This is a genomic window from Williamsia sp. M5A3_1d, from assembly GCF_053345315.1.
On record NZ_JBKEZX010000003.1, the window covers coordinates 694,403 to 714,279 of the forward strand.

Genomic DNA, 19,877 nt, shown 5'->3' on the forward strand with positions numbered 1-19,877 from the left:
ACCGGCGGATGCGGGAGGGACAACCGAGCGCGACGGCCTTCGGTGCGGCCCGACACCGCGCGGTGCACCAGGACCTCGACGGCGGTGTCGTGTTCCGCGATCCGCTCGCGTGGTCGATCCTCGGTGTCGACGACCGCGCACAGATCGTCGAATCCGCCCGCACCGAGGCACGTCACGGTCTGCGATGGTTCATCGCCGCCCGACATCGGTTCGCCGAAGATCGCGCGCATGCGGCGACAGCCCGCGGCGTCCGACAGATCGTGGTCCTCGGCGCCGGACTCGACACCTTCGCCTACCGACAGTCCGACCCGGCCGTCAGGGTGTTCGAGGTCGACCATCCGGCGACGGGGGAGTGGAAGCGAGATCGCCTGCGACAGGCCGGGATCGCGATCCCTCCGTCGATGTCTCCGGTCGGTGTGGATTTCGAGCGCGACGATCTCCGCGCGGCGCTGTCCGAGAGTGGATTCGCACCTGCCGACCCGGCTGTGGTCCTGTGGCTGGGCGTGATGCCCTACCTCACGCCTTCCGCGGTCGAGACGACGTTGACGATGTTCGGCGCGATGGCCGACTGCGAGATCGTCTTCGACTACAGCGCGCCGATCACCGAACCCGACGAAGCGGCGCTCGCCGCCGCGGCGGACCTGCGGGCACGCACCGCTCGTGTGGGTGAGCCCCTCTCGGAGCCGGTCTCGCCGTCCGACGTGCATGCCATGCTGCGCTCGGCGGGGTTCGTGGTGATCGATGATCTCGACCGTCCGGCGATCCGGCGACGCATCCTCGGGCTCGAGCCGCTTGGCGGATCCGGTGGTGGTCACATCATCTCGGCGGCCACCGCCGGGATCAGCGCGAATCGACCGTGACGACTGTCTCTTTCGGACGTGGCGTCGGATCCCGGGGCACCATCGGCAGGGCGAGCAGCGGCGCGAGGGACATCACCGCGAAGGCGACAGGGAAGCCGGCCGCACCGATGAGGGCGCCGAACACAGGCGTGGTCGCCGAGGTCGCGAGGTACTGACCGGTGTTCTGCACCGCCAGCGCCCGACCGCTCCACGACGGTCCGGCGTACTCGGCGATGCCGGTGAAGGCGAGACCGTTGTCGGCGACGGTGATCACCGTCGCCACCACCATGACCGCGGCGGCGACCGGACTGGACACCCAGTCGGTGAGTGCGAGAACGGCACTCGACACCGCGGCGCCCAGGGCGATGACGCGGATCGGTTTCATCCGCGATCCCCACAGATCCGACCACCGTCCGGCGGCGATCCGGCCTGCCGCGCCGAGGATCTGGCTGACGGTCACGAGTACGCCCGCGGTCCCGGGCGCCCAGTGGTGCGCCACGATCAGCCATGCGGGAACGAAGGTCCACAGTGTCGACTGCGGGATCACGAGCAGAACGCTGACTGCGTGCACCCGCGGCAGGAATGACGACGCGCGATACGGGTTCACACCCGCACCGACGTCGGTCGGGGTACTGGTCCGCGGTGGGTCGATGATCGTCGCGGCCACCGCGAGGAGTCCCACCACCGACATGCCCACCGGGACCCACAGTCCGGCGGTGACGCCGTGACCGGCCGAGAGCACCGGGATGGTCAACGCACACAACCCGATCCCGAGGGGCTGGGCGGTCTGGCGCACCCCCATGGCCGTGCCCCGACCGCGGGGTGGGAACCAGCCGACGACGATGCGACCGCTCGCCCCGTTCGTCGCGGCCGACGCCATACCGCCGATCAGGAGCCACGCCGCGAGCACCCCTCGCCCGAGATCGGTGGCCGAGGACACCGCGGCGCCGGTGGTCGCGACGACGGTGAGCCCCAATGAGATCAGCAGGATCCGGCGTTCGCCGAAGCGGTCGAGAGCCGCGCCCCACGGAATGATCGTCAGCATCAGTCCGATCGTGGGCACGGTGGCCAGGGTGGACGCCGCGGCGATCGACATCCCCTCTCCGGTGTGCAGTTCCGGGATGAGGAAACCGACCCCGCTGACGGTGCAGGTGGTGGCCATCGCGCCGAGGATCGACGCGATGAGCATGGCCCACCGACGTGTGGTCGACGGTTCGGTGTCCATCAGCATCGGCCTCCCTGTGCAGCGACGATCTCATCGGTTCTCATATGATGAGACGCAATGCCCATATTCTAGTACACGGAGGGCGGCGCCCGACAGCTGGTCGGCCGGTGACGGTGGGATAGCCTGGACCCCATGCGTCTAGGTCGAATCGCGAGTCCCGATGGTGTGGCATTCGTCTCCGTGGAGGGTGACGTCGCGGGCGGGGATGCCCGATGTCGCGAGATCGCCGAACACCCGTTCGGCGTGCCCACGTTCACCGGCCGCTCGTGGCCGCTGTCGGACGTGCGCCTCCTCGCCCCGATCCTGGCCAGCAAGGTGGTCTGCATCGGCAAGAACTACGCCGCGCACGCCGCCGAGATGGGTGGGACCGCTCCCGAGGACCCGGTCATCTTCATCAAGCCCAACACCTCCATCATCGGTCCGCGGGTGGCGATCGCGCGGCCTGCGAGCTCGCAGCGCGTCGACTACGAGGGCGAGCTGGCGATCGTCATCGGACGCCCGTGTCGTGACGTGGCGGCACGTGACGCAGCGAGCGCCATCCTCGGCTACACCGTGGCCAACGACGTCACCGCGCGCGACCAGCAGCAGGCCGACGGTCAGTGGACGCGCGGGAAGGGCTACGACACCTTCTGTCCGCTCGGCCCCTGGATCGAGACCGAACTCGACCCCGCCGATCTCGAGATCCGCACCGAACTCGACGGCGAGGTCGTGCAGCGCAGTCGCACCAGCCTGATGGTGCACGACATCGGGGCGATCGTGGAATGGATCTCGGCCATCATGACCTTGCTCCCGGGCGACGTGATCCTGACCGGCACCCCGGAGGGGATCGGCCCGATGGTCGCCGGCCAGGAGGTCTCGGTCACCGTCGAGGGGATCGGGACGCTCACCAACCCCGTCGCCGATCGGGGCTGACCATGCCGCCGACACCCCCGAGAACCGCTCGTGTGAACGGCATCTCGATCTCGTACGAGGACGCCGGTACCGGGCCCGTGGTGGTCATGGTGATGGGGACCGGGAGCCCCGGGCGGGTGTGGAAGGCCCATCAGCAACCCGCGCTGATCCGGGCCGGACATCGCGTCATCACCTTCGACAACCGGGGGATCGCGCCGTCGAGCGAGTGTCCCGAGGGGTTCACGCTCGACGACATGGTCGCCGACACCGCCGCGCTCATCGAGTATCTGGGCGTCGGGCCGGTCGCCGTCGTCGGGACGTCCCTGGGTGCGCGCATCGTGCAGGAGCTCGCGCTCGCGCGCCCCGACCTCGTCCGTTGCGCGGCCATGATCGCGACCTACGGCCGCAGCGGGACGATGCAGACGGCGATCTCCGCGGGCGAGCGGGAGCTGATCGATCGCGACATCACCCTGCCCGACGGCTATCACGCCGCGATCACCGCGCACCTGAACCTGTCGCCGCACACCCTCGTCGACGACGCGCAGGCGCGCGACTGGCTCGACATCATCGAATTCTCCGGGCAGGCACGCACTCCCGGCGTGCGGGCGCAGTTGCAGCTGCACGACGGCGAGGCCGACCGACTCGAGGCCTACCGCGGCGTGCGGTGTCCGGTGCTGGTGATCGGGTTCGCCGACGACCGCACCCTGCCGCCGCATCTCGCCCGTGAGGTCGCCGACGCGATCGACGGGGCGGAGTACCAGGAGGTGGCGAAGGCCGGCCACTACGGATACCTCGAGCAGCCCGACGAGGTGAACCGGCTCCTGATCGACTTCCTGGGGCGGGCGCTAGCCTAGCGAGCATGTCGACTCCGAGTGCCGTTCGCGTCCGCTTCTGTCCGTCGCCCACCGGGACCCCGCACGTCGGTCTGATCCGCACGGCCCTGTTCAACTACGCCCACGCCCGACACACCGGCGGCACCTTCGTGTTCCGCATCGAGGACACCGACGCCGCGCGTGATTCCGAGGAGTCCTACGCGGCGTTGCTCGACGCACTGCGGTGGCTCGGGCTCGAGTGGGACGAGGGCCCCGAGGTCGGCGGCCCCTACGAGCCCTACCGGCAGTCGCTGCGCGCCGACATCCATCGTGACGTCGTCGCGCGCCTGCTCGACGCGGGTGAGGCGTACGAGGCGTTCTCCACCGCCGACGAGGTCGAGGCACGCCATCGTGCCGCAGGCCGCGACCCCAAGCTGGGATACGACAACTTCGATCGTGATCTGACCGACAATCAGCGCGAGGCCTACCGGGCCGACGGGCGACCGTCGGTGGTGCGGCTGCGGATGCCCGACCACGACATCGCGTTCGACGACCTCGTACGCGGCACCATCACCTACAAGGCGGGATCGATTCCCGACTTCGCGCTCACCCGTGCCTCGGGTGATCCGCTCTACACACTCGTCAACCCGGTCGACGACGCCGCGATGAAGATCACCCACGTCCTGCGCGGCGAGGACCTGCTGTCGTCGACCCCGCGCCAGATTGCGCTGTACGAAGCACTGATCCGCATCGGTGTCGCGCAGGCGGTCCCGCAGTTCGGGCACCTGCCGTTCGTGATGGGAGACGGGAACAAGAAGCTCTCCAAGCGTGATCCGCAGTCGAGTCTGTTCCACCACCGTGACCGTGGCTTCATCCCCGAGGGCCTGTTGAACTATCTGGCGTTGCTCGGCTGGGGCATCGCCGACGACCACGACCTGTTCTCCCTCGACGAGATGATCGCCGCGTTCGATGTGCGACAGGTGAACTCGAACCCGGCCCGCTTCGACCTCAAGAAGGCCGAGGCGATCAACGCCGAGCACATCCGTCGACTGACGCCCGAGGACTTCGCCGCCCGGTTGCTCGGTTTCCTCGTCGACCGCGGGTTGCTGGCGGCGACCGCGGACACGTCGTCGTTCGACGTCATCGCCGAACTGGTGCAGACACGCATCCAGGTGCTCGGCGATGCCTGGCCGCTGATGTCTTTCCTCTACACCGCTGATGCCGACCTCGCGATCGACGAGGGGTCGGCGGCCAAGAACCTCGGACCCGACGCCGCGCCGGTGCTCGATGCGTCGATCGCCGCGATCGAGGGCGTGTCGGAGTGGTCGACCCCGGCCATCGAGGAGGCGCTGAAGGCGGCGCTCGTGGAAGGGCTGGAATTGAAGCCGCGCAAGGCCTTCGGCCCGGTGCGGGTCGCGATATCGGGATCTCACATCAGCCCACCGCTGTTCGAGTCGATCGAGCTGTTGGGCCGAGACAGCACACTCGCGCGCCTGCGCGCGGCCCGCGAAACCCACTGTCAGGGGGCCTGAGCAGCCGGTTTGTGATTCAGGTGCTCGCCTTTGATACCCTCCTTCTCGGCGCTTTTCGCGGCCTCCGCAGGTGTCTGCGGCAGTCTCGAGCGGCCCTACCTTGGGGTATGGTGTAATTGGCAACACAGCGGTTTCTGGTACCGCCATTCTAGGTTCGAGTCCTGGTACCCCAGCGTCGAGCGCGTCGGCGAGATTCGATTTTGGATCTCGACGATCGCTTCGGTAAAATAGCGGCGACGCTGTCGGGAACGGCAGATGTCGGCGTGACAAATAAAGATCCTGGCCCCGTCGTTTAGCGGCCTAGGACGCCGCCCTCTCACGGCGGTAGCGTGGGTTCGAATCCCATCGGGGCTACACGGAGAGTGTCCCTCTCACCAGCAAGTTTTGGTGAGGGGGACATTTCCGTTTCCGGGTCGCCGGGTGGTCGGGCTGCATTTTGACTACACGCAGTTGCCGATGCGCGCTCACGGTCAACGGTTCAGACATGTGGTCCGCTCGGTCTACACGCGACGTGCAGCTGCCCGGCGCGTTCCGGCCTTCACATAACCTCACATTCATGACAAATCGGGTATCGGCGAGTTGGGTGTTGGCATTCGCCGTTGTGATGATTGTGAGTGGTTGCTCGAGCTCAGGCGAGGACAGCGGCACTCGTTCAGCCCCTCCGTCGGGACTGGACTCAACCAGCTCTACGGGTCCAGCATCGTCGCCCACGAAAACGGCGACTGAGGACGGGCCGCTTGCGAAATCTATCGGTCAGCAGGCTGGCCTGGGGTGCTCAACCGGCCAGAAAGACTGCACCGATTTGATTCAGTTCACGGTGACCGACATCAGCGCTGCCCAGGGTTGTTCGGAGGCGCCGGCGGCCGGGAAACGAGCGCTCCACGTCGCGCTGTCAGCGAGCCTAACGCCCGCCACGACTGACGAGAACTTTTCTGCGGCTTCGACGCTGCTTCTGACGCAGAACTGGAGCGTCGTTGGCTCCGACGGCTTCACTTCCACGGACCTGGACATCGATACCTCGTGCGACTTTGACGCGGGCCCGTTCTACCAGGCGATGATGGCTGGCACAAAGCAGCGCGGAGACATTGTGTTTCAGGTGCCTGCGGACGCGACGACTTTGGCACTTGGCGGTCCTGCTGTGAGGCGAGGATGGACCTGGACGATCCCCGCGGCGTGACTGTCGCACATTCGCCGTGGCGTCGCGTGCGGCCAGGGGGAAGTCGGCCAAAGCGGAACAGTGCCCCACCTCGAGGACTGGGAAGGTCCGGAGGTTGGTTGCTGTCGGTTCGCTGAACGAGCTGCTGCGATCGCCTTGTTCTCGCAGGCGACGCCGTCATTCTTGCGGTCGAGCGTTAGTCGGTAACCTGGCGCTCCTGCGTGGATCGGCGCGGTGCCCGCAGCTCGCGCATCGTCGCACGTGGAGTAGTACGGCTCGCCGGCGCCGACCGCAGGGACAGGCGGTGTATTCGCGGGCGCCAGCGCCAGGACGTGCTCCAGCGTGGTCGGCGGCGGCGGCGTTGGGGCCGGCGCAGGTGTAGCTGTTGAGGTCCTCGAAGGACGCGGCGCGGGACTCGACGTCGTCGGGGCGCGCGGGGGAGTGGCGGCGCACGTGGTGAGAACGCGGACTCATCGTCTCCCACCCGCCCTGGGTGACCCACAGCTTGGGGATGGCCACGCGAACTCGCGTGCCGAACACTTGGATTGTGTGACGGGTCCGACAGCGTGACGCGGGGTCCTTTCACTCGTGCATCACTCGCGGCCGGATCCCGTGGCGCGAACGGAGTCTGGCGCCCACCCGTCGCCGGGCGGTAAGACTTGCCCCATGAAACGTCGCGTTGCCGCTGCCGTCATTGTCACGCTTGGTCTGTTCGCGGCTGCGTGCGACGCTGATCCACCGTCGGCGGACATGGTCCCATCGTCGTCTAGCTCCTCGTCTTCGGTGATGTCGTCAACTCCGAGCAGTACGACGTCTGAGGCACGTCCTCCGGCGCCGGTGGCGCCGCCGCCCGAGGCGCCCGCGGAAGTCGAAACGACGACAGACTCCTGCGTTCCGTCGCCGACAATCCCGGCCGGGTGGGATAAGGACTGTGATGGACAGATCGATGCCGATGCCCCCATCGGAGACGCTGGCTGTGACACCACCGAGTGCCTGCTCGAGAAGAACGATCAGGGTTTACAGCAAGGCGAAGCGACCGCAGAATGCTCCAGCGGAGAGGTGCGCAACGAGGGCGGCGGAAACTACTCGACGTGCGTGAACGGCCGATGGAACTACGTCGCGCCTACCTTCGACCCAAACTCGGGTGATGGTTACGGCCCCAACCAGCCCCTGCCGCCACTGTGCGTTCGATTCCCCGATCAGTACAAGTGCTGAAGAAGTTGGGAGAGGGGCCAGCTTTGTAGCCTGATCGATCTACACGGGTATTGAAGGCGCCGCGCGCCACAGGACTAGTTCCTACGATCCGCCCATGATTCGCAAACAGGGCGCATGGGGACTGTGGTGGCTGACGATCATCACTCTGAGCATTTACTACTTTGTTTGGTACGAACGAATCAACCGGGAGCTGGCCGTCGCTGTCGGTGTCGAACGCACTGCCTGGACCCGTTGGTGGTCACAGCTGATCCCCGTCTACGGGATCGTTGGCTTGCACCGGACCGCGAAGCGAGTCAACGAGGCGCACGCCATGGTTGGCTCGTCGACACGCGTCTCGCCGTTCGTTACGTGGTTCTGGGCGGCGGGCTGGTTTGCCTCGCACACCCGCTACCTCCAGCGGCGCATCAATACGCTCGCCGATGTCCACGCTGGCCGCAATTTGCAGTCTCGCGCAGCCGCCTAGCTTCGGCCGGCGTGAGCGGGTGAGAAGCCCGGAAACGTAAGCAGCGCCCCGATCTCTCGCGGAGAGAGTCGGGGCGCTGTCGTTTGGTGAGCTTCTCGTCGCGGGCCTAGCGGTGTTGCCGTGGCTCCGCTGTACGAGACCCCGCCGTCGCACTCTTCCGCGTGCGGGGAGCGGTGGGTCGCGAACCGGTACCTCGTCGGGTGGGCGAACCAGCGCGAGTACCCGTGCCGCATGAGCACGCGCCGCCTGTGCGATCAACGCCAGCATCAACCCCGGTTCTGATCCTGAGCCCACAGCAGCAGCGCACAGATCCCGGCGACGGACAGAAGGAGCGCTGTGATCGGGTCCATCCATCCCAAACGCAGGCGGTCGACGGAGGTTCCACCCGGATCTAACGGGGCTGCCGTCGTGCGTGAGAGCCGAAGTAGTAAGGTCCGCCCGGAATTGCTTCCAGCCCGGGACCTGTGACATCGAAGTGGATTTCGTGGCGGGTCCCGGCCATCGTTATCCAGCCACCAGGCGTCGCCACAGATGGGGAGAAGAACATTCCCGGCACCAACAGATATGGGGTGTAGACGAGCGGTGAATGTTCGTAATCGGGACTGGGGGCAGGTGGCTTCACAGCTCGGGATTCTGGCGCCTGAGTGAAATAGGCCTCGATCCGGTTTGCGCCCGGAATAAGCGTCACGCTCATCACATCTTCGCCGACGACGTCCGATTTCGCGCCGGTTGCTTGGACTGCGTCTATGAGCGATGCGCGTATATTCTCGGGAGAGTCTGCGCCGTACTCTTTGATGGCGGCCCGGCAGTGTTCCCTCACACCGACGTCGACGCTGCCAACGCTGTGGAACCCGAAGCGATTCAACGGTTGGTGTCGCTCGCCGATCTCGTGGTGGATCGCACCTGCCGTGCTCACCTGGGCCTCGAACATCACATGCCGAATGCCTGTTGACGAGGAAGTGAACTGCAATCCCGCTCCTAGCAGGACCGTTGTGTGCGGCTTGGCGGCGGCTGGGAGTCGTTGGTAGGCCCGGCCCATTGCGTCTTCAATGCGTTCGGTAATCGCGCGATAGTTCATCTTGTCCGCCGTCTGATGCCAGCCCCCCATTCCCACCATGCCCGACGACCCCGCTATCGCTTCTGCGATGAACTGATCTGTCGGCAAATTGTCGAGATATGCTAGACCGGTGTAACCGATCACGAGCCAGCAATCAGAACCGACGACGATCACCGTCTTGTTGCTCGCGATATCCCACGCTTCAGTCTGGTTTTTCGGATGTGTCCTCGTGATCAACCGATCGCTAGCATGGAACGCGTACGTACGCGTCACAGCACTCATAATTAGAGTCATCGGTTTCACGCTACCCACGCCAAACAGAGCCCGGGTTGAAAAGAAGACATCGGCGTGACCAGATTCCGTCTACTAGCATTGACTAGATTGAGTCTACCGGGCTAGACTATAGTGATGATCGCATCGGCACCCACTCGGACCATCGTGAAGCAGCTCAAGAAGGCTGGTTTCACCGGCCAGTCGGGAAAAGGCAGCCACGAGAAGTTCGTGTGCCCGACGGGCCAACACGCAGTGTCGGTCCCGACCGGGCACTCGACGATCTCACCGGGTGTCCGCCGCCAGGTCGAAGCCACCATCGCGGCCTGCGAGTGCTGAAGGACATAGGCGGGACTGAACCCGCCGCCGAAGGGAGAGAACCATGACGACGTACGCGATCGACGTCTACCGCGACGACAAGTTCTGGATGATCCGCATTCCCGAACTCGACGGCACGCACGGGCTTGTGGGTGAGGCAATCACCCAAGCCCGACGCGTCGGCGACGTCGAGATGGAATCCCGCGACTACATCTGCACGGTGACCGATTCGGCGCCCAGTGCCGTCGACGTCGAGATCCGATCGATGAGAATCGCGACGTTCGACGTTTTGATCGATGCCCGCTATGTCCAGGCGGAGCGCGAAAGGGCTCAGGAGATCGAGCGCGCTGCAGCGTTGGACTTCGCCAGACTCGCCCGTAATCTCGCGGCCCACGCGGTACCCGTTCGCGATATCGGGTCGATCCTCAACGTGTCCTATCAGCGCGCTCATCAGCTCGTCTCCGGTAGAGAGTTGGCCGAGATCGTGGCGCCAGCGAAGGTGGCGCCAGCGAAGGCGGCGCCCGCGAAGGTGGCGCCCGCGAAGGTGGCGCCCGCGAAGGTGGCGCCCGCGAAGGCGTCGCCCGCGAAGAGGGTAGCTAAAGCCGCTCCTAGGAAACGGGCCGTTGCGCAGAAGCGGAATCCAGCCAAGGGCGTGGTCGCCAAGAGGGCGGCAGCCAAGAAGGTGCCGTTCAGGACTGCGGCGACCAGCAAGGCGGCGCGCCGTTCGAATACTACATAAGTTGTAGAATTTCTACAGCCAATGTAGTATCTGGCGCGTGAAAGAGAATTCGAAGGCCGAGATGGACGACTTCGCCGGACTAATGGTCGCGGCGTATCGCCTGGCCGCAGCCGATGCGCGACTTTTCATGGCCGAGCACGGATCACCGACGACGACCATGGACAAGGCCCACCGACTCCGGTCGTTGATCCAGGCAGGTGTGACTCAGTCCGATCGTTTTCGATTGCATCCGGAGTACATGGAATTTGGACGCGTCCAGTTCACTGATGTCCAAACGAGCGCGACGCGTGTGCTTCGCAGCCGATCGGCGGTCGCGGTCGAGAAGGATGCCCGATTCGACGGTCAGTACATGCTTTTTCCTGAGCCTCAGCGAGTAGGTGGTCGCGGCCTACCGCAATTGCTCGTCTACGAGTTTGATCGCACCGGACTGAGCGCCTGGATGTGCGCCACGCGCCGGGAGGGAAGGTCTACGCGGCTTATCCCGGCATCTGACCTCGGCTGGATTGGCTTCTGGCCGTTCGACACACCCGGGGGCAGCGGGGGCGATGGCGGGGGACAGTTCGATCAGGGGCCCCAGGATCCTTTCGGCGATCTCGGCAACCCGGATATCGGCGAGGCCGGCGGGCTGTGAATCGTCTCCGTGCGTACCGCGATATCGAAGGCATCAACCAGACCGATCTGTCCGATCTATTCGATTTGTCTGTCGCGCAGATCTCAGCGCTCGAGAGTGGACGGCGAACCTTTAGCGGTGACCTTGAGGTCCTCGGGTACAGCAACCGTCGTCTGAGCCTGCCGGATATGTCGGAGCCAATCCACCGCGCTCGCGCCTCGACAGCGGTCGCCGCCAAGAAGCGGGCCAAGGAGTTGCTGCGGCTCGCCGGGGAGGTGTTCGCTGAGCTGGTCGCAGTGACACCCAATGCACCGAACGGAGACATGCTTCGCCATGCTCGGCCATCGAGATCGAACGACATAGAGGAAAGCGCACTCGATCTCCGCGGCGCACTTGGACAAGAGGAAAGCGGGCCGATTCGGAACCTCACATCGTTGGTCGAACGTGGCGGCGTTTGCCTCATCCCTATCGCCAATCTCGCTGGCCTCGACGGTATCTCGGCGTGGGTCAATGGCGTTCCGGTAATCGGATTGAATCCCTTTGTCCCGGGCGACCGGTTTCGTTTCAGCTTGGCCCATGAGTGTGCGCACCTGATACTGCATGACCGTAGGCACGACACGGTAGAAGACGAGGCAAACCGATTCTCCGGCGCATTGCTATTTCCTCGCGATGATTTCGATGCTGCAATGGTCGACAAGCCTAAGCTGGCCGATTTCGTCAATCTGAAGAGCAACTGGGGTGTATCAGTCGCCGCCATGATCTACCGGGCGCACGAGCTTGAATACGTAGATGACGCTCGCTTCAGGGCGTTACAGATCCAGATGTCGAAATGGCGCAAGACCGAGCCCGGGGAGTTTCAACCCGCCACCGGCGCGCTCCTGCCGCGACTGGTCGAGATCAACGGAGGGGTTCGAGAGGTCGCGGAAAAGCTAGGCGTTAACTCCCGACACCTAGCCGAGGTGGTCAATTGGAACCGGGTGCGGCTGGCGTCTGTCTGAAATGTGCGCTTAAGACTGCACGTCGTTGAAGGGTCGGTGCTACGGGACTCGTGACAGGCGAAACGCGATGCGGGTTTAGCTATCAGTGGCATTGGTTGCGGTCGTGTGATTCGGTGCGGCGTGCCCACTTTTGCCCACATCAGTTCGGGTAACACGGGTCCGACGGGGTGAATTCGGGGGAATAGTGAGGCTGGTCAGAGCCATTCAGAGGGTCTGACCGCGGGCCTGGTTCACCCTTACGGCGGCAGCGTGGGTTCGAATCCCATCGGGGCTACACAGAGATGACCCCCTCACCTGCATCCGGGTGAGGGGGTCATCTCGTTGTGGGGTCGATGGTTGTCACGCCACCCTCGGCGGTCCAGAGCAACGAACCGTGTTCGAAGTCCTGGCGGACACCGCCGGTCACCGGGTACTCGTTCGACGTCGGATAGCCCAGGGCGCCCGCCTGCCAGCCGGCCGCCGCGTAGTGGGCACCGATGAACCCGTGCACGTAGTAGCCGTGCGGCGACCCGTTCTGACGGAACAACACGCCGCCGGCGAAGGCCTGCACGCCCCCGTCGGGCAGCACGAGGTGCGGCCACACGGGATAGCCGAGCGGACCGCGCTCGTAGCCGTAGTCGTCGGCCCACGACTCGAACAATCCGCCGTGCGGGATCGGGACCGCGTGGATCCGTCCGTCGGGAGACCTCGGCATCGTGGGCGACCAATAGATGTGGCCGTGCTCGAACGCGGCGAACCGACCTCGGCCGTCGGGGGTCGATCGCTCGCCGGCGGTGATGCGGCGTCCGAGCCAGTTCGCAGCCACCCGCGCCGCCGCGTCGATCTCGTTCACGACCGCCGGCGCGATCCCGCAGACCGCCGCGAACTGATCGGCCGACAGACCATCGGCGGAATTCATGTCGCAGGGACCGAACGGCGGAGCGCCCTCGGGCAGCCCGCCGCCGTACCCTCTCCCGTCGGTGTACTGGTGGGCGATCTGGCCCGGCAGATCCGGGTTGCGGCCGTACCCCGCACCGATGACCCGCAGTCCCGGCGGCCGGGTCCGCCACATGCCGTAGAAGTCGGCGGCGTTGGCGTACCCGATGACGCGGCGGGCATCTCCGCCGACGAAATCGACGAGGTTCCCGTACGTCCTGTTGACCCAGTCCGATGCGTCGCCGGGAGGATTGCCGCCCGATTCCACGTCCACCATGAGCACCACGCGTGGATGCAGCCCGCCGGATGCATCGATCATGTCCCGCATGGTGTTCGCGGTCTCGAGCCAGTTCGGTCGCGCGTAGCAGTAGACGATCCCGACCCGCAGGCGACCGCTGTCGAGGGACCGGCGCACCCACGCGTAGTTCAGCCCGAAATTCGGATCGCGGAAGGTGCCGTCGTTCGAACGTATCGACAGGATCGGGTACGGGTAGCTGTCGTCGACAGGGACCTGGAAATAGGAGATGTCGGCGAAGAGTGTGTCGGTCATGACTCCCACCGATGGTAGGCATCGTCTGTGCCGGACCTGTGAACCTGCTGGTGATCGCGGTCGTCGCCCGTCTGTACGTGGCGGGGTTTGTACAGTGGGCCGGGCAGATCGACGAGCTGCACACGCAGCGGGGGTGGGGAACCGGATGGACACATACCGACACAATCACGCCGTGTTCGACGATGAACGCGTCGCCGCGGGCTACGAGCGACTCAACGCGACCGCCACGCGTTTCCTCGATGCCGGGGAACAACAGGCGTTGGTGGCCGTCGCGCCGCGATGCCGCGGGAAGGCGCTCCTCGACGTCGGTGTCGGTGCGGGCCGCACCACACCGCTGTTGAGGCTCATCAGTGACGACTACAGGGCGATCGACTACTCACCCCGGATGGTGGCGGCTTTCCGTCGGCATCACCCGGGAGTGGACTGTCGCGTAGCCGACGCGCGCGACCTCGCCGAGGTCGACTCCGGACGGCACGGCTTGATCCTGTTCAGCAACAACGGCATCGACGCGCTGGCCCGCGAGGACCGGGTACGTGTGCTCGGTGAGTTCCGGCGTGTCGTGGCAACCGACGGCGTGATCGTCTTCTCCACCCTCAACAAGGCCGGTCCGTCGTTCGGTGAGACGCCCTTCCAGCTACGCCGTCCGACGCAGCGGTCGATGTCGATGCGCGCGTTGGCCGTTCGTGGCCTGCGGTGGTTGATCGACCCGCGCAGTGCCGTTCGGTCGGTCCGGAACTTCCGGGCCCATCGCACACTCGCGGTCGATCACGGTCGGTGGGCGGTGGGTCCGCTGGCCGCACATGACTTCGCGCCGGTGGTGCACTTCACCACGGTCCCCGACCTCCGCGACACCCTGGCCGAGGCAGGGCTGGTGCCGGAGGTGGTGTTCGACGAACGCGGGCAGCCGGTGGACCTGGCCGCCACGGGATGTTCCGCCGACAACTTCACGGTCGTCGCGCACGCGGCGTGATGCCGAGCAGATCGCTCAGAGGAACTGCGCGGTGCTGCCGCCGACCGGCATCTCGGGGATCCCGAGCTTGCGGTGATCCCAGCTGCGGGTGCGGGTCCCGACGACGCGGACGGCGACGCGCTTGTTCATCATCTGGTCGACGAAGGGCCGCATCTCGTCGGTGTACTCGCCGGTGTAGCGCTCCCACACGCTGATCCCGACGCGCAGCAGGGTGTCGGGGTCGTCGACGATCTCGGCGTGACCCTCGACGGCCACACCCCGCAGGGTGTCGTAGGTGTCACCGGCCTCGACCATCACCGAGACGGTGGGGTCGCGGCGGATGTTGACCGCCTTCTGTGATTTCGCCTTGGTCTCGAACCAGATCTCGCCGTCGAGCAGCGCGTACCACATCGCGACGAGGTGAATCGACCCCGACGCCGACCGGGTCGCCAGTGTGGCGGTACGACTGCGGGTCAGGAAGTCGGCGATCTCGTCGTCGCCCATCACGATCTGTCCGCGCTGATTGTTGCCCACGTGGTGACACTCCTGCTCGTCGGTCGGCGCGCCTTGTGGCCCGTCGCGGTCCGACTCGACCATAAACGGCGGCCCGACCGACCGATCGGTTAGGCGTGGGTGAGGCGCTTGTGGATGGCCTCGGCGGCGGCGAGCAGATCGGCGGCCCAGCGCGATCCCGGTCGGCGCCCCATCCGGTCGATCGGGCCCGACACCGAGATCGCCGCGACCACCTCGCCGCTCGCGTCACGTACCGGTGCGGAGACGCTCGCGACCCCGGCCTCGCGCTCACCGGCGCTCTGCGCCCATCCGCGTCGGCGGATCTCCAGCAGGCCGCGTTCGCTGAAGGCGCTGTCGGGCACGAGCGCCCGCTGGGTCGCGGGATCGGCCCACGCGAGCAACACCTTCGCCCCCGAGCCCGCGGTCATGGGCAGGTGGGCGCCGACGGGGACCGTGTCGCGCAGTCCGGTGGGCGGCTCCATCGCGGCGACGCACACCCTCTGCGTGCCCTCCCGACGGTAGAGCTGCACCGACTCGCCGGTGATCTCGCGGAGTCGTGGCAACACCATCAGCGCGGCCTCCCGCACCGCATCGCCGGCGTCGGCGGCGAGCTCGGCGAGCGCCGGGCCGGGGCACCATCGGCCCGAGGGGTCGCGGACCAGCAGTCGGTGGGTCTCGAGTCCCATGGCCAGTCGGTGGGCGGTGGCCCGGGGGAGGGCGGTACGGGCGCACAGCTCGTTGAGGTTGCAGGGACTCTCGGCGCAGGTGCGCAGCACGGCGACGGATTTGTCGAGGACGCCGACCCCGCTGACGACCATGGCGGGACCCGCTTCTACGGTCCCGTCGGATGGGCTAGGATGTCTCACAGGTCGATACTAGACTCCCGAATATTGGTATGCACGTAGAACGTGGAGATCACCTGATGAGCACGCAGACGCAGACGAACCCACCCCGCACGCTGGCCGAGAAGGTGTGGGCCGAGCACGTGGTGCGGGCGGGCGAGGCCGACCAGAGCGGCCAACGCGACCCCGACCTGATCTACATCGACCTCCACCTCGTCCACGAGGTCACCAGTCCTCAGGCGTTCGAGGGCCTGCGCCTCGCGGGGCGGCCGGTGCGCCGTCCCGACCTCACCATCGCCACCGAGGACCACAACGTCCCGACGCTCGACATCGACAAGCCGATCGCCGATCTCGTCTCACGCACCCAGGTCGACACACTGCGCAGCAACTGTGCCGAGTTCGGTATCCGCCTGCACCCCATGGGCGATGCATCCCAGGGGATCGTGCACATCATCGGACCGCAGCTGGGGCTGACCCAGCCGGGCATGACCGTGGTGTGCGGCGACAGCCACACCTCCACCCACGGGGCGTTCGGCGCGCTGGCCATGGGTATCGGCACCTCCGAGGTCGAGCACGTGCTCGCCACGCAGACGTTGTCGTTGCGTCCCTTCAAGACGATGGCCATCACCGTCGACGGTGAACTGCCGGTGGGGGTGACGAGCAAGGACCTGATCCTCGCCATCATCGCGACCATCGGAACCGGCGGCGGCCAGGGACACGTCCTCGAATACCGCGGTCCCGCCATCGAGAAGCTGTCGATGGAGGCGCGGATGACCATCTGCAACATGTCGATCGAGGCCGGTGCGCGTGCCGGGATGATCGCGCCTGACGAGACCACCTACGAGTACCTGAAGGGCCGGCCGCACGCCCCCCAGGGCGACGACTGGGACGCCGCGGTCGCGCACTGGGATTCGCTGCGGACCGATCCCGGCGCGACGTTCGACGCCGAGGTCCACATCGACGCGTCGACGCTGACCCCCTTCGTCACGTGGGGGACCAACCCCGGACAGGGTCTGCCCCTGGGCGCCTCGGTGCCCGACCCCGCGCAGATCGCCGACGAGTCCGCGGCGCAGTCGGCCGAGAAGGCGTTGGCGTACATGGACCTGACACCGGGGACACCGTTGCGCGACATCGCTATCGACACCGTCTTCGTGGGGTCGTGCACGAACGGCCGCATCGAGGACCTCCGCGAGGTCGCCGGGATCCTGGAGGGCCACACCATCGCCGAGGGCATGCGGATGCTGGTGGTGCCGGGCTCGATGCAGGTGCGGGCGCAGGCCGAATCCGAGGGCCTGGGTGACATCTTCACCGCGGCCGGCGCCGAGTGGCGGCAGGCGGGGTGCTCGATGTGCCTGGGCATGAACCCCGATCAGTTGGCCCCGGGCGAACGGTGTGCCTCGACGTCCAACCGCAACTTCGAGGGCAGGCAGGGCAAAGGGGGCCGCACCCACCTGGTGTCGCCGGCCGTCGCCGCTGCGACCGCTATCCGCGGACGGCTCTCGGCCCCTGCCGATCTGAACGCCTGACCAACTCCGCACACTGCACGGTCCGAGAACCCGCACGCCCCACGAAGCGAGGTAGACGAGATGGAAGCCTTCACCACCCACACCGGAATCGGTGTGCCGCTGCGCCGCAGCAATGTCGACACCGACCAGATCATCCCGGCGGTGTATCTCAAGCGCGTGACCCGAACGGGTTTCGAGGACGGCCTGTTCGCCGCCTGGCGCAACGACCCGGATTTCATCCTGAACAACGAGCCGTGGTCGAGCGGCTCGGTCCTCGTGGCGGGCCCGGATTTCGGTACGGGATCGTCCCGGGAGCACGCGGTGTGGGCTCTCTCGGACTTCGGATTCCGTGTCGTCATCTCGTCCCGCTTTGCCGACATCTTCCGCGGGAACGCCGGAAAAGCGGGTCTGCTCGCCGCCCAGGTCGAGCAATCCGATGTCGAATTGATCTGGAAAAAGCTCGAAGAAACGCCCGGGACGGAAATCACGGTTAGCCTTGAGGATCGAACCGTGACGGTTGGTGACCTGGTGGTGCGCTTCGGGATTGACGACTACACGCGGTGGCGTCTGATGGAGGGTCTCGACGACATCGGATTGACATTACGCCAGGTAGAGGCCATTTCTGAGTACGAAAAGGTAAGGCCCCATTGGAAACCGGTGACGCTTTAGAAGGGTCGCCGAACCGCGCATCGTATGTCGTCTAACGACATTCCGCCTCGCCACGCCGAAATTCATTGTCGCCAGGACGTGGAACTTTTCGTTCTCGACGTTTACCGTGTGCTGTAGCTGGCTCAACGTGAGCCATCCAGCTTGCGGAGGTTGATTCAATGAACAAGGCAGAACTCATCGAGGTGCTGACAGACAAGTTGGGCACCGATCGAAAGACGGCGACCGACGCCGTCGAGCACGTGGTCGACACGATCGTTCGCGCGGTGAACAAGGGTGAGAGCGTGACGATCACCGGTTTCGGTGTCTTCGAGAAGCGCAAGCGCGCGGCTCGCGTCGCCCGCAACCCGCGTACCGGTGAGACCGTGAAGGTGCGTCCCACCTCGGTGCCGGCGTTCCGTCCCGGAGCCCAGTTCAAGGCCGTCGTCGCCGGCAAGCAGAAGCTGAGCGCGACCGGCCCCGCCGTCAAGCGCGGCAGTGGCGCGACCACCACCGCGACGAAGACCGCCGCGAAGAAGGCCCCGGCCAAGAAGGCCGCGCCCGCGAAGAAGGCTGCCCCCGCCAAGAAGACGGTCGCGAAGAAGACCGCACCGGTGAAGAAGGCAGTCGCGAAGAAGACCGCTCCCGTGAAGAAGGCAGTCGCCAAGAAGACCGCACCGGTGAAGAAGACGGTCGCCAAGAAGACCGCACCGGTGAAGAAGGCAGTCGCCAAGAAGACCGCACCGGTCAAGAAGGCCGCCGCGAAGAAGGCTCCGGCCCGCAAGGCCCGCGCTCGCTGATCGCTTGCGCGCCCGCACGACGCACACGACCCCCGACGGACTTCCCACCGTCGGGGGTCGTTTCGTCTGTGCTGCGCCCGCGCCGGGGTGCGGCTCAGCGCAGGGGGTTGTCGACGTGGTCGACCGCGACGATGGCGTCACCGGACATCGAGATGGCCCACATGCTCGCCTTGCGGTTGCGAGTCCGCGGTAGTGACACGTCGTGGCCGTCGGTCCACGCCGCGAGGAGCGGGGGAATCACCTTGCCCTGGCTGCAGATCACCGGCACCACCGAACGGTCCGCGGCGATCTCTCGTAGCCGCGCCAGCGCCGCGTCGGGGTCGTCGCGGTAGGCCTCCTCCGACAGCGTCGGCTCGATGCGGATCGGGGCGTCGAGCCGACGGGCCAGCGGCTCCACCGTCTGCAGGCATCGGGTGCGGTCGGCGGCGTAAATGTTCTCGGCGCCGAACATCAGGAACTGGTCGACGAGGCGCTGTGCCTGCGTCCGTCCCACGGGCTCGAGCGGCCGCAGCCGGTCGTCGCCGCGGTAGCGGGCCGACCGACCGGCCTTCGCGTGACGCACCACGAGCACGGTGTGCAGATCGGCGGGGAGACGGCTGAACTCCGACAGCACCTTTCGGTCGGCCCGGAAACTACAACGATCGCGTGCGCGCGGGATCGACAACCATTCGACGGCGTCGACCTCGTCGTTGACGGCGAACTCGCCCGCGACACATCTCGCCGACCAGTAGTGGACGTGCTTACGCCCCGACGACGAGGCGAGGTCGTAGTCGACCTTGGCCAGCCGCCGCCCGAGGGTGACGGTGTAACCGGTCTCCTCGGCGATCTCGCGGACGGCCGCGGCGACGAAGGTCTCACCGGGTTCGAGCTTGCCCTTGGGCAGGGTCCAGTCGTCGTATCGGGGGCGGTGGATGATCGCCACCTCGAGTCCGGCCCCGTCGTGCCCGTCTTCACCGGGGCCGGATGAGGTGTGCCGCCACACCACCCCTCCTGCGGCGTAGACCAATTTCTTCTGCGATGTCATCGTCTGGAG

The 19,877-nt window shown here is 66.3% G+C and carries 21 protein-coding genes and 2 tRNA genes; 16 read left to right on the forward strand and 7 right to left on the reverse strand.

The genetic code is table 11. The annotated features are described in order from the left end of the window. Positions 1 to 8: 8 nt before the first annotated feature. Complete coding sequence (locus ACLBW1_RS15500) at positions 9 to 860, forward strand: class I SAM-dependent methyltransferase (protein WP_447812698.1); 852 nt, start codon at positions 9 to 11, stop codon at positions 858 to 860. Here ACLBW1_RS15500 and ACLBW1_RS15505 read toward each other — a convergent pair. Next, the gene (locus tag ACLBW1_RS15505; protein ID WP_447812699.1) at positions 841 to 2,070 is read right to left on the reverse strand and encodes an MFS transporter; all 1,230 of its coding nucleotides are present in this window, start codon (positions 2,068 to 2,070) and stop codon (positions 841 to 843) included. The genes ACLBW1_RS15500 and ACLBW1_RS15505 overlap by 20 nt on opposite strands. A gap of 126 nt (positions 2,071 to 2,196) precedes the next feature. On the opposite strand from ACLBW1_RS15505, the gene ACLBW1_RS15510 reads away from it, so the two are divergent. From ACLBW1_RS15510 to ACLBW1_RS15535, 6 genes are all read left to right on the forward strand, one after another. Further along, positions 2,197 to 2,976, forward strand: a complete 780-nt coding sequence (locus ACLBW1_RS15510) for a fumarylacetoacetate hydrolase family protein (protein WP_447812700.1) — start codon at positions 2,197 to 2,199, stop codon at positions 2,974 to 2,976. A gap of 2 nt (positions 2,977 to 2,978) precedes the next feature. Beyond that, on the forward strand, positions 2,979 to 3,809 hold the full coding sequence (locus ACLBW1_RS15515) for an alpha/beta fold hydrolase (protein ID WP_447812701.1): 831 nt from the start codon (positions 2,979 to 2,981) through the stop codon (positions 3,807 to 3,809). A gap of 5 nt (positions 3,810 to 3,814) precedes the next feature. Beyond that, complete coding sequence (gltX, locus tag ACLBW1_RS15520; RefSeq protein ID WP_447812702.1) at positions 3,815 to 5,299, forward strand: glutamate--tRNA ligase; 1,485 nt, start codon at positions 3,815 to 3,817, stop codon at positions 5,297 to 5,299. A gap of 101 nt (positions 5,300 to 5,400) precedes the next feature. Further along, positions 5,401 to 5,472, forward strand: a tRNA-Gln gene (locus tag ACLBW1_RS15525). Positions 5,473 to 5,580: 108 nt separating this feature from the next. Then, a tRNA-Glu gene (locus ACLBW1_RS15530) sits at positions 5,581 to 5,653 on the forward strand. A gap of 463 nt (positions 5,654 to 6,116) precedes the next feature. Next, on the forward strand, positions 6,117 to 6,476 hold the full coding sequence (locus ACLBW1_RS15535) for a hypothetical protein (RefSeq protein WP_447812703.1): 360 nt from the start codon (positions 6,117 to 6,119) through the stop codon (positions 6,474 to 6,476). On the opposite strand, the gene ACLBW1_RS15540 is transcribed toward ACLBW1_RS15535, so the two are convergent. Further along, a complete protein-coding gene (locus ACLBW1_RS15540; RefSeq protein ID WP_447812986.1) occupies positions 6,392 to 6,796 on the reverse strand; it encodes an excalibur calcium-binding domain-containing protein in 405 nt (134 codons plus the stop codon). The two genes, ACLBW1_RS15535 and ACLBW1_RS15540, sit on opposite strands and share 85 nt — an antisense overlap. 968 nt (positions 6,797 to 7,764) lie before the next feature. Here ACLBW1_RS15540 and ACLBW1_RS15545 point away from each other — a divergent pair. Beyond that, a complete protein-coding gene (locus ACLBW1_RS15545) occupies positions 7,765 to 8,133 on the forward strand; it encodes a hypothetical protein (RefSeq protein ID WP_447812704.1) in 369 nt (122 codons plus the stop codon). A 391-nt stretch (positions 8,134 to 8,524) separates the two neighbouring features. On the opposite strand, the gene ACLBW1_RS15550 is transcribed toward ACLBW1_RS15545, so the two are convergent. Further along, on the reverse strand, positions 8,525 to 9,463 hold the full coding sequence (locus ACLBW1_RS15550; protein ID WP_447812705.1) for a hypothetical protein: 939 nt from the start codon (positions 9,461 to 9,463) through the stop codon (positions 8,525 to 8,527). 135 nt (positions 9,464 to 9,598) lie between these two features. Here ACLBW1_RS15550 and ACLBW1_RS15555 point away from each other — a divergent pair, with 135 nt between their 5' ends. The 4 genes from ACLBW1_RS15555 to ACLBW1_RS15570 are packed head-to-tail and all read left to right on the forward strand — an operon-like array spanning position 9,599 to position 12,125. After that, positions 9,599 to 9,799 (forward strand): type II toxin-antitoxin system HicA family toxin, encoded by a 201-nt coding sequence (locus ACLBW1_RS15555; RefSeq protein WP_447812706.1) that lies wholly within the window; start codon positions 9,599 to 9,601, stop codon positions 9,797 to 9,799. Between the two features lie 43 nt (positions 9,800 to 9,842). Then, positions 9,843 to 10,517 carry a hypothetical protein gene (locus tag ACLBW1_RS15560; RefSeq protein WP_447812707.1) on the forward strand — a complete coding sequence of 225 codons (675 nt, stop codon included), beginning with the start codon at positions 9,843 to 9,845 and terminating at the stop codon, positions 10,515 to 10,517. Positions 10,518 to 10,554: 37 nt separating this feature from the next. After that, positions 10,555 to 11,148 (forward strand): hypothetical protein, encoded by a 594-nt coding sequence (locus ACLBW1_RS15565; protein WP_447812708.1) that lies wholly within the window; start codon positions 10,555 to 10,557, stop codon positions 11,146 to 11,148. Further along, the gene (locus tag ACLBW1_RS15570; RefSeq protein WP_447812709.1) at positions 11,145 to 12,125 is read left to right on the forward strand and encodes an ImmA/IrrE family metallo-endopeptidase; all 981 of its coding nucleotides are present in this window, start codon (positions 11,145 to 11,147) and stop codon (positions 12,123 to 12,125) included. The genes ACLBW1_RS15565 and ACLBW1_RS15570 overlap by 4 nt, the downstream gene beginning before the upstream one ends. A gap of 313 nt (positions 12,126 to 12,438) precedes the next feature. Here ACLBW1_RS15570 and ACLBW1_RS15575 read toward each other — a convergent pair whose 3' ends face one another. After that, the gene (locus tag ACLBW1_RS15575; RefSeq protein WP_447812710.1) at positions 12,439 to 13,590 is read right to left on the reverse strand and encodes an LGFP repeat-containing protein; all 1,152 of its coding nucleotides are present in this window, start codon (positions 13,588 to 13,590) and stop codon (positions 12,439 to 12,441) included. 172 nt (positions 13,591 to 13,762) lie between these two features. On the opposite strand from ACLBW1_RS15575, the gene ACLBW1_RS15580 reads away from it, so the two are divergent. Beyond that, the gene (locus tag ACLBW1_RS15580) at positions 13,763 to 14,560 is read left to right on the forward strand and encodes a class I SAM-dependent methyltransferase (protein ID WP_447812711.1); all 798 of its coding nucleotides are present in this window, start codon (positions 13,763 to 13,765) and stop codon (positions 14,558 to 14,560) included. 15 nt (positions 14,561 to 14,575) lie between these two features. Here the strand turns inward: ACLBW1_RS15580 and ACLBW1_RS15585 are convergent, their stop codons facing one another. Both ACLBW1_RS15585 and ACLBW1_RS15590 read right to left on the reverse strand, forming a co-directional pair. Continuing rightward, positions 14,576 to 15,073: a pyridoxamine 5'-phosphate oxidase family protein gene (locus ACLBW1_RS15585; RefSeq protein ID WP_447812712.1), complete on the reverse strand. Its 498-nt coding sequence runs from the start codon at positions 15,071 to 15,073 to the stop codon at positions 14,576 to 14,578. 89 nt (positions 15,074 to 15,162) lie between these two features. Further along, on the reverse strand, positions 15,163 to 15,870 hold the full coding sequence (locus ACLBW1_RS15590; protein ID WP_447812713.1) for an IclR family transcriptional regulator: 708 nt from the start codon (positions 15,868 to 15,870) through the stop codon (positions 15,163 to 15,165). Positions 15,871 to 15,974: 104 nt separating this feature from the next. Between ACLBW1_RS15590 and leuC the strand changes: the two genes are divergently transcribed. From leuC to ACLBW1_RS15605, 3 genes are all read left to right on the forward strand, one after another. Continuing rightward, a complete protein-coding gene (gene leuC, locus ACLBW1_RS15595; protein ID WP_447812714.1) occupies positions 15,975 to 17,420 on the forward strand; it encodes a 3-isopropylmalate dehydratase large subunit in 1,446 nt (481 codons plus the stop codon). 60 nt (positions 17,421 to 17,480) lie between these two features. Then, a complete protein-coding gene (gene leuD, locus ACLBW1_RS15600) occupies positions 17,481 to 18,068 on the forward strand; it encodes a 3-isopropylmalate dehydratase small subunit (RefSeq protein ID WP_447812715.1) in 588 nt (195 codons plus the stop codon). A gap of 158 nt (positions 18,069 to 18,226) precedes the next feature. Continuing rightward, complete coding sequence (locus tag ACLBW1_RS15605; protein ID WP_045823218.1) at positions 18,227 to 18,844, forward strand: HU family DNA-binding protein; 618 nt, start codon at positions 18,227 to 18,229, stop codon at positions 18,842 to 18,844. A gap of 94 nt (positions 18,845 to 18,938) precedes the next feature. On the opposite strand, the gene ACLBW1_RS15610 is transcribed toward ACLBW1_RS15605, so the two are convergent. After that, the gene (locus ACLBW1_RS15610) at positions 18,939 to 19,868 is read right to left on the reverse strand and encodes an NUDIX hydrolase (protein ID WP_447812716.1); all 930 of its coding nucleotides are present in this window, start codon (positions 19,866 to 19,868) and stop codon (positions 18,939 to 18,941) included. Between the last annotated feature and the right edge of the window lie 9 nt (positions 19,869 to 19,877).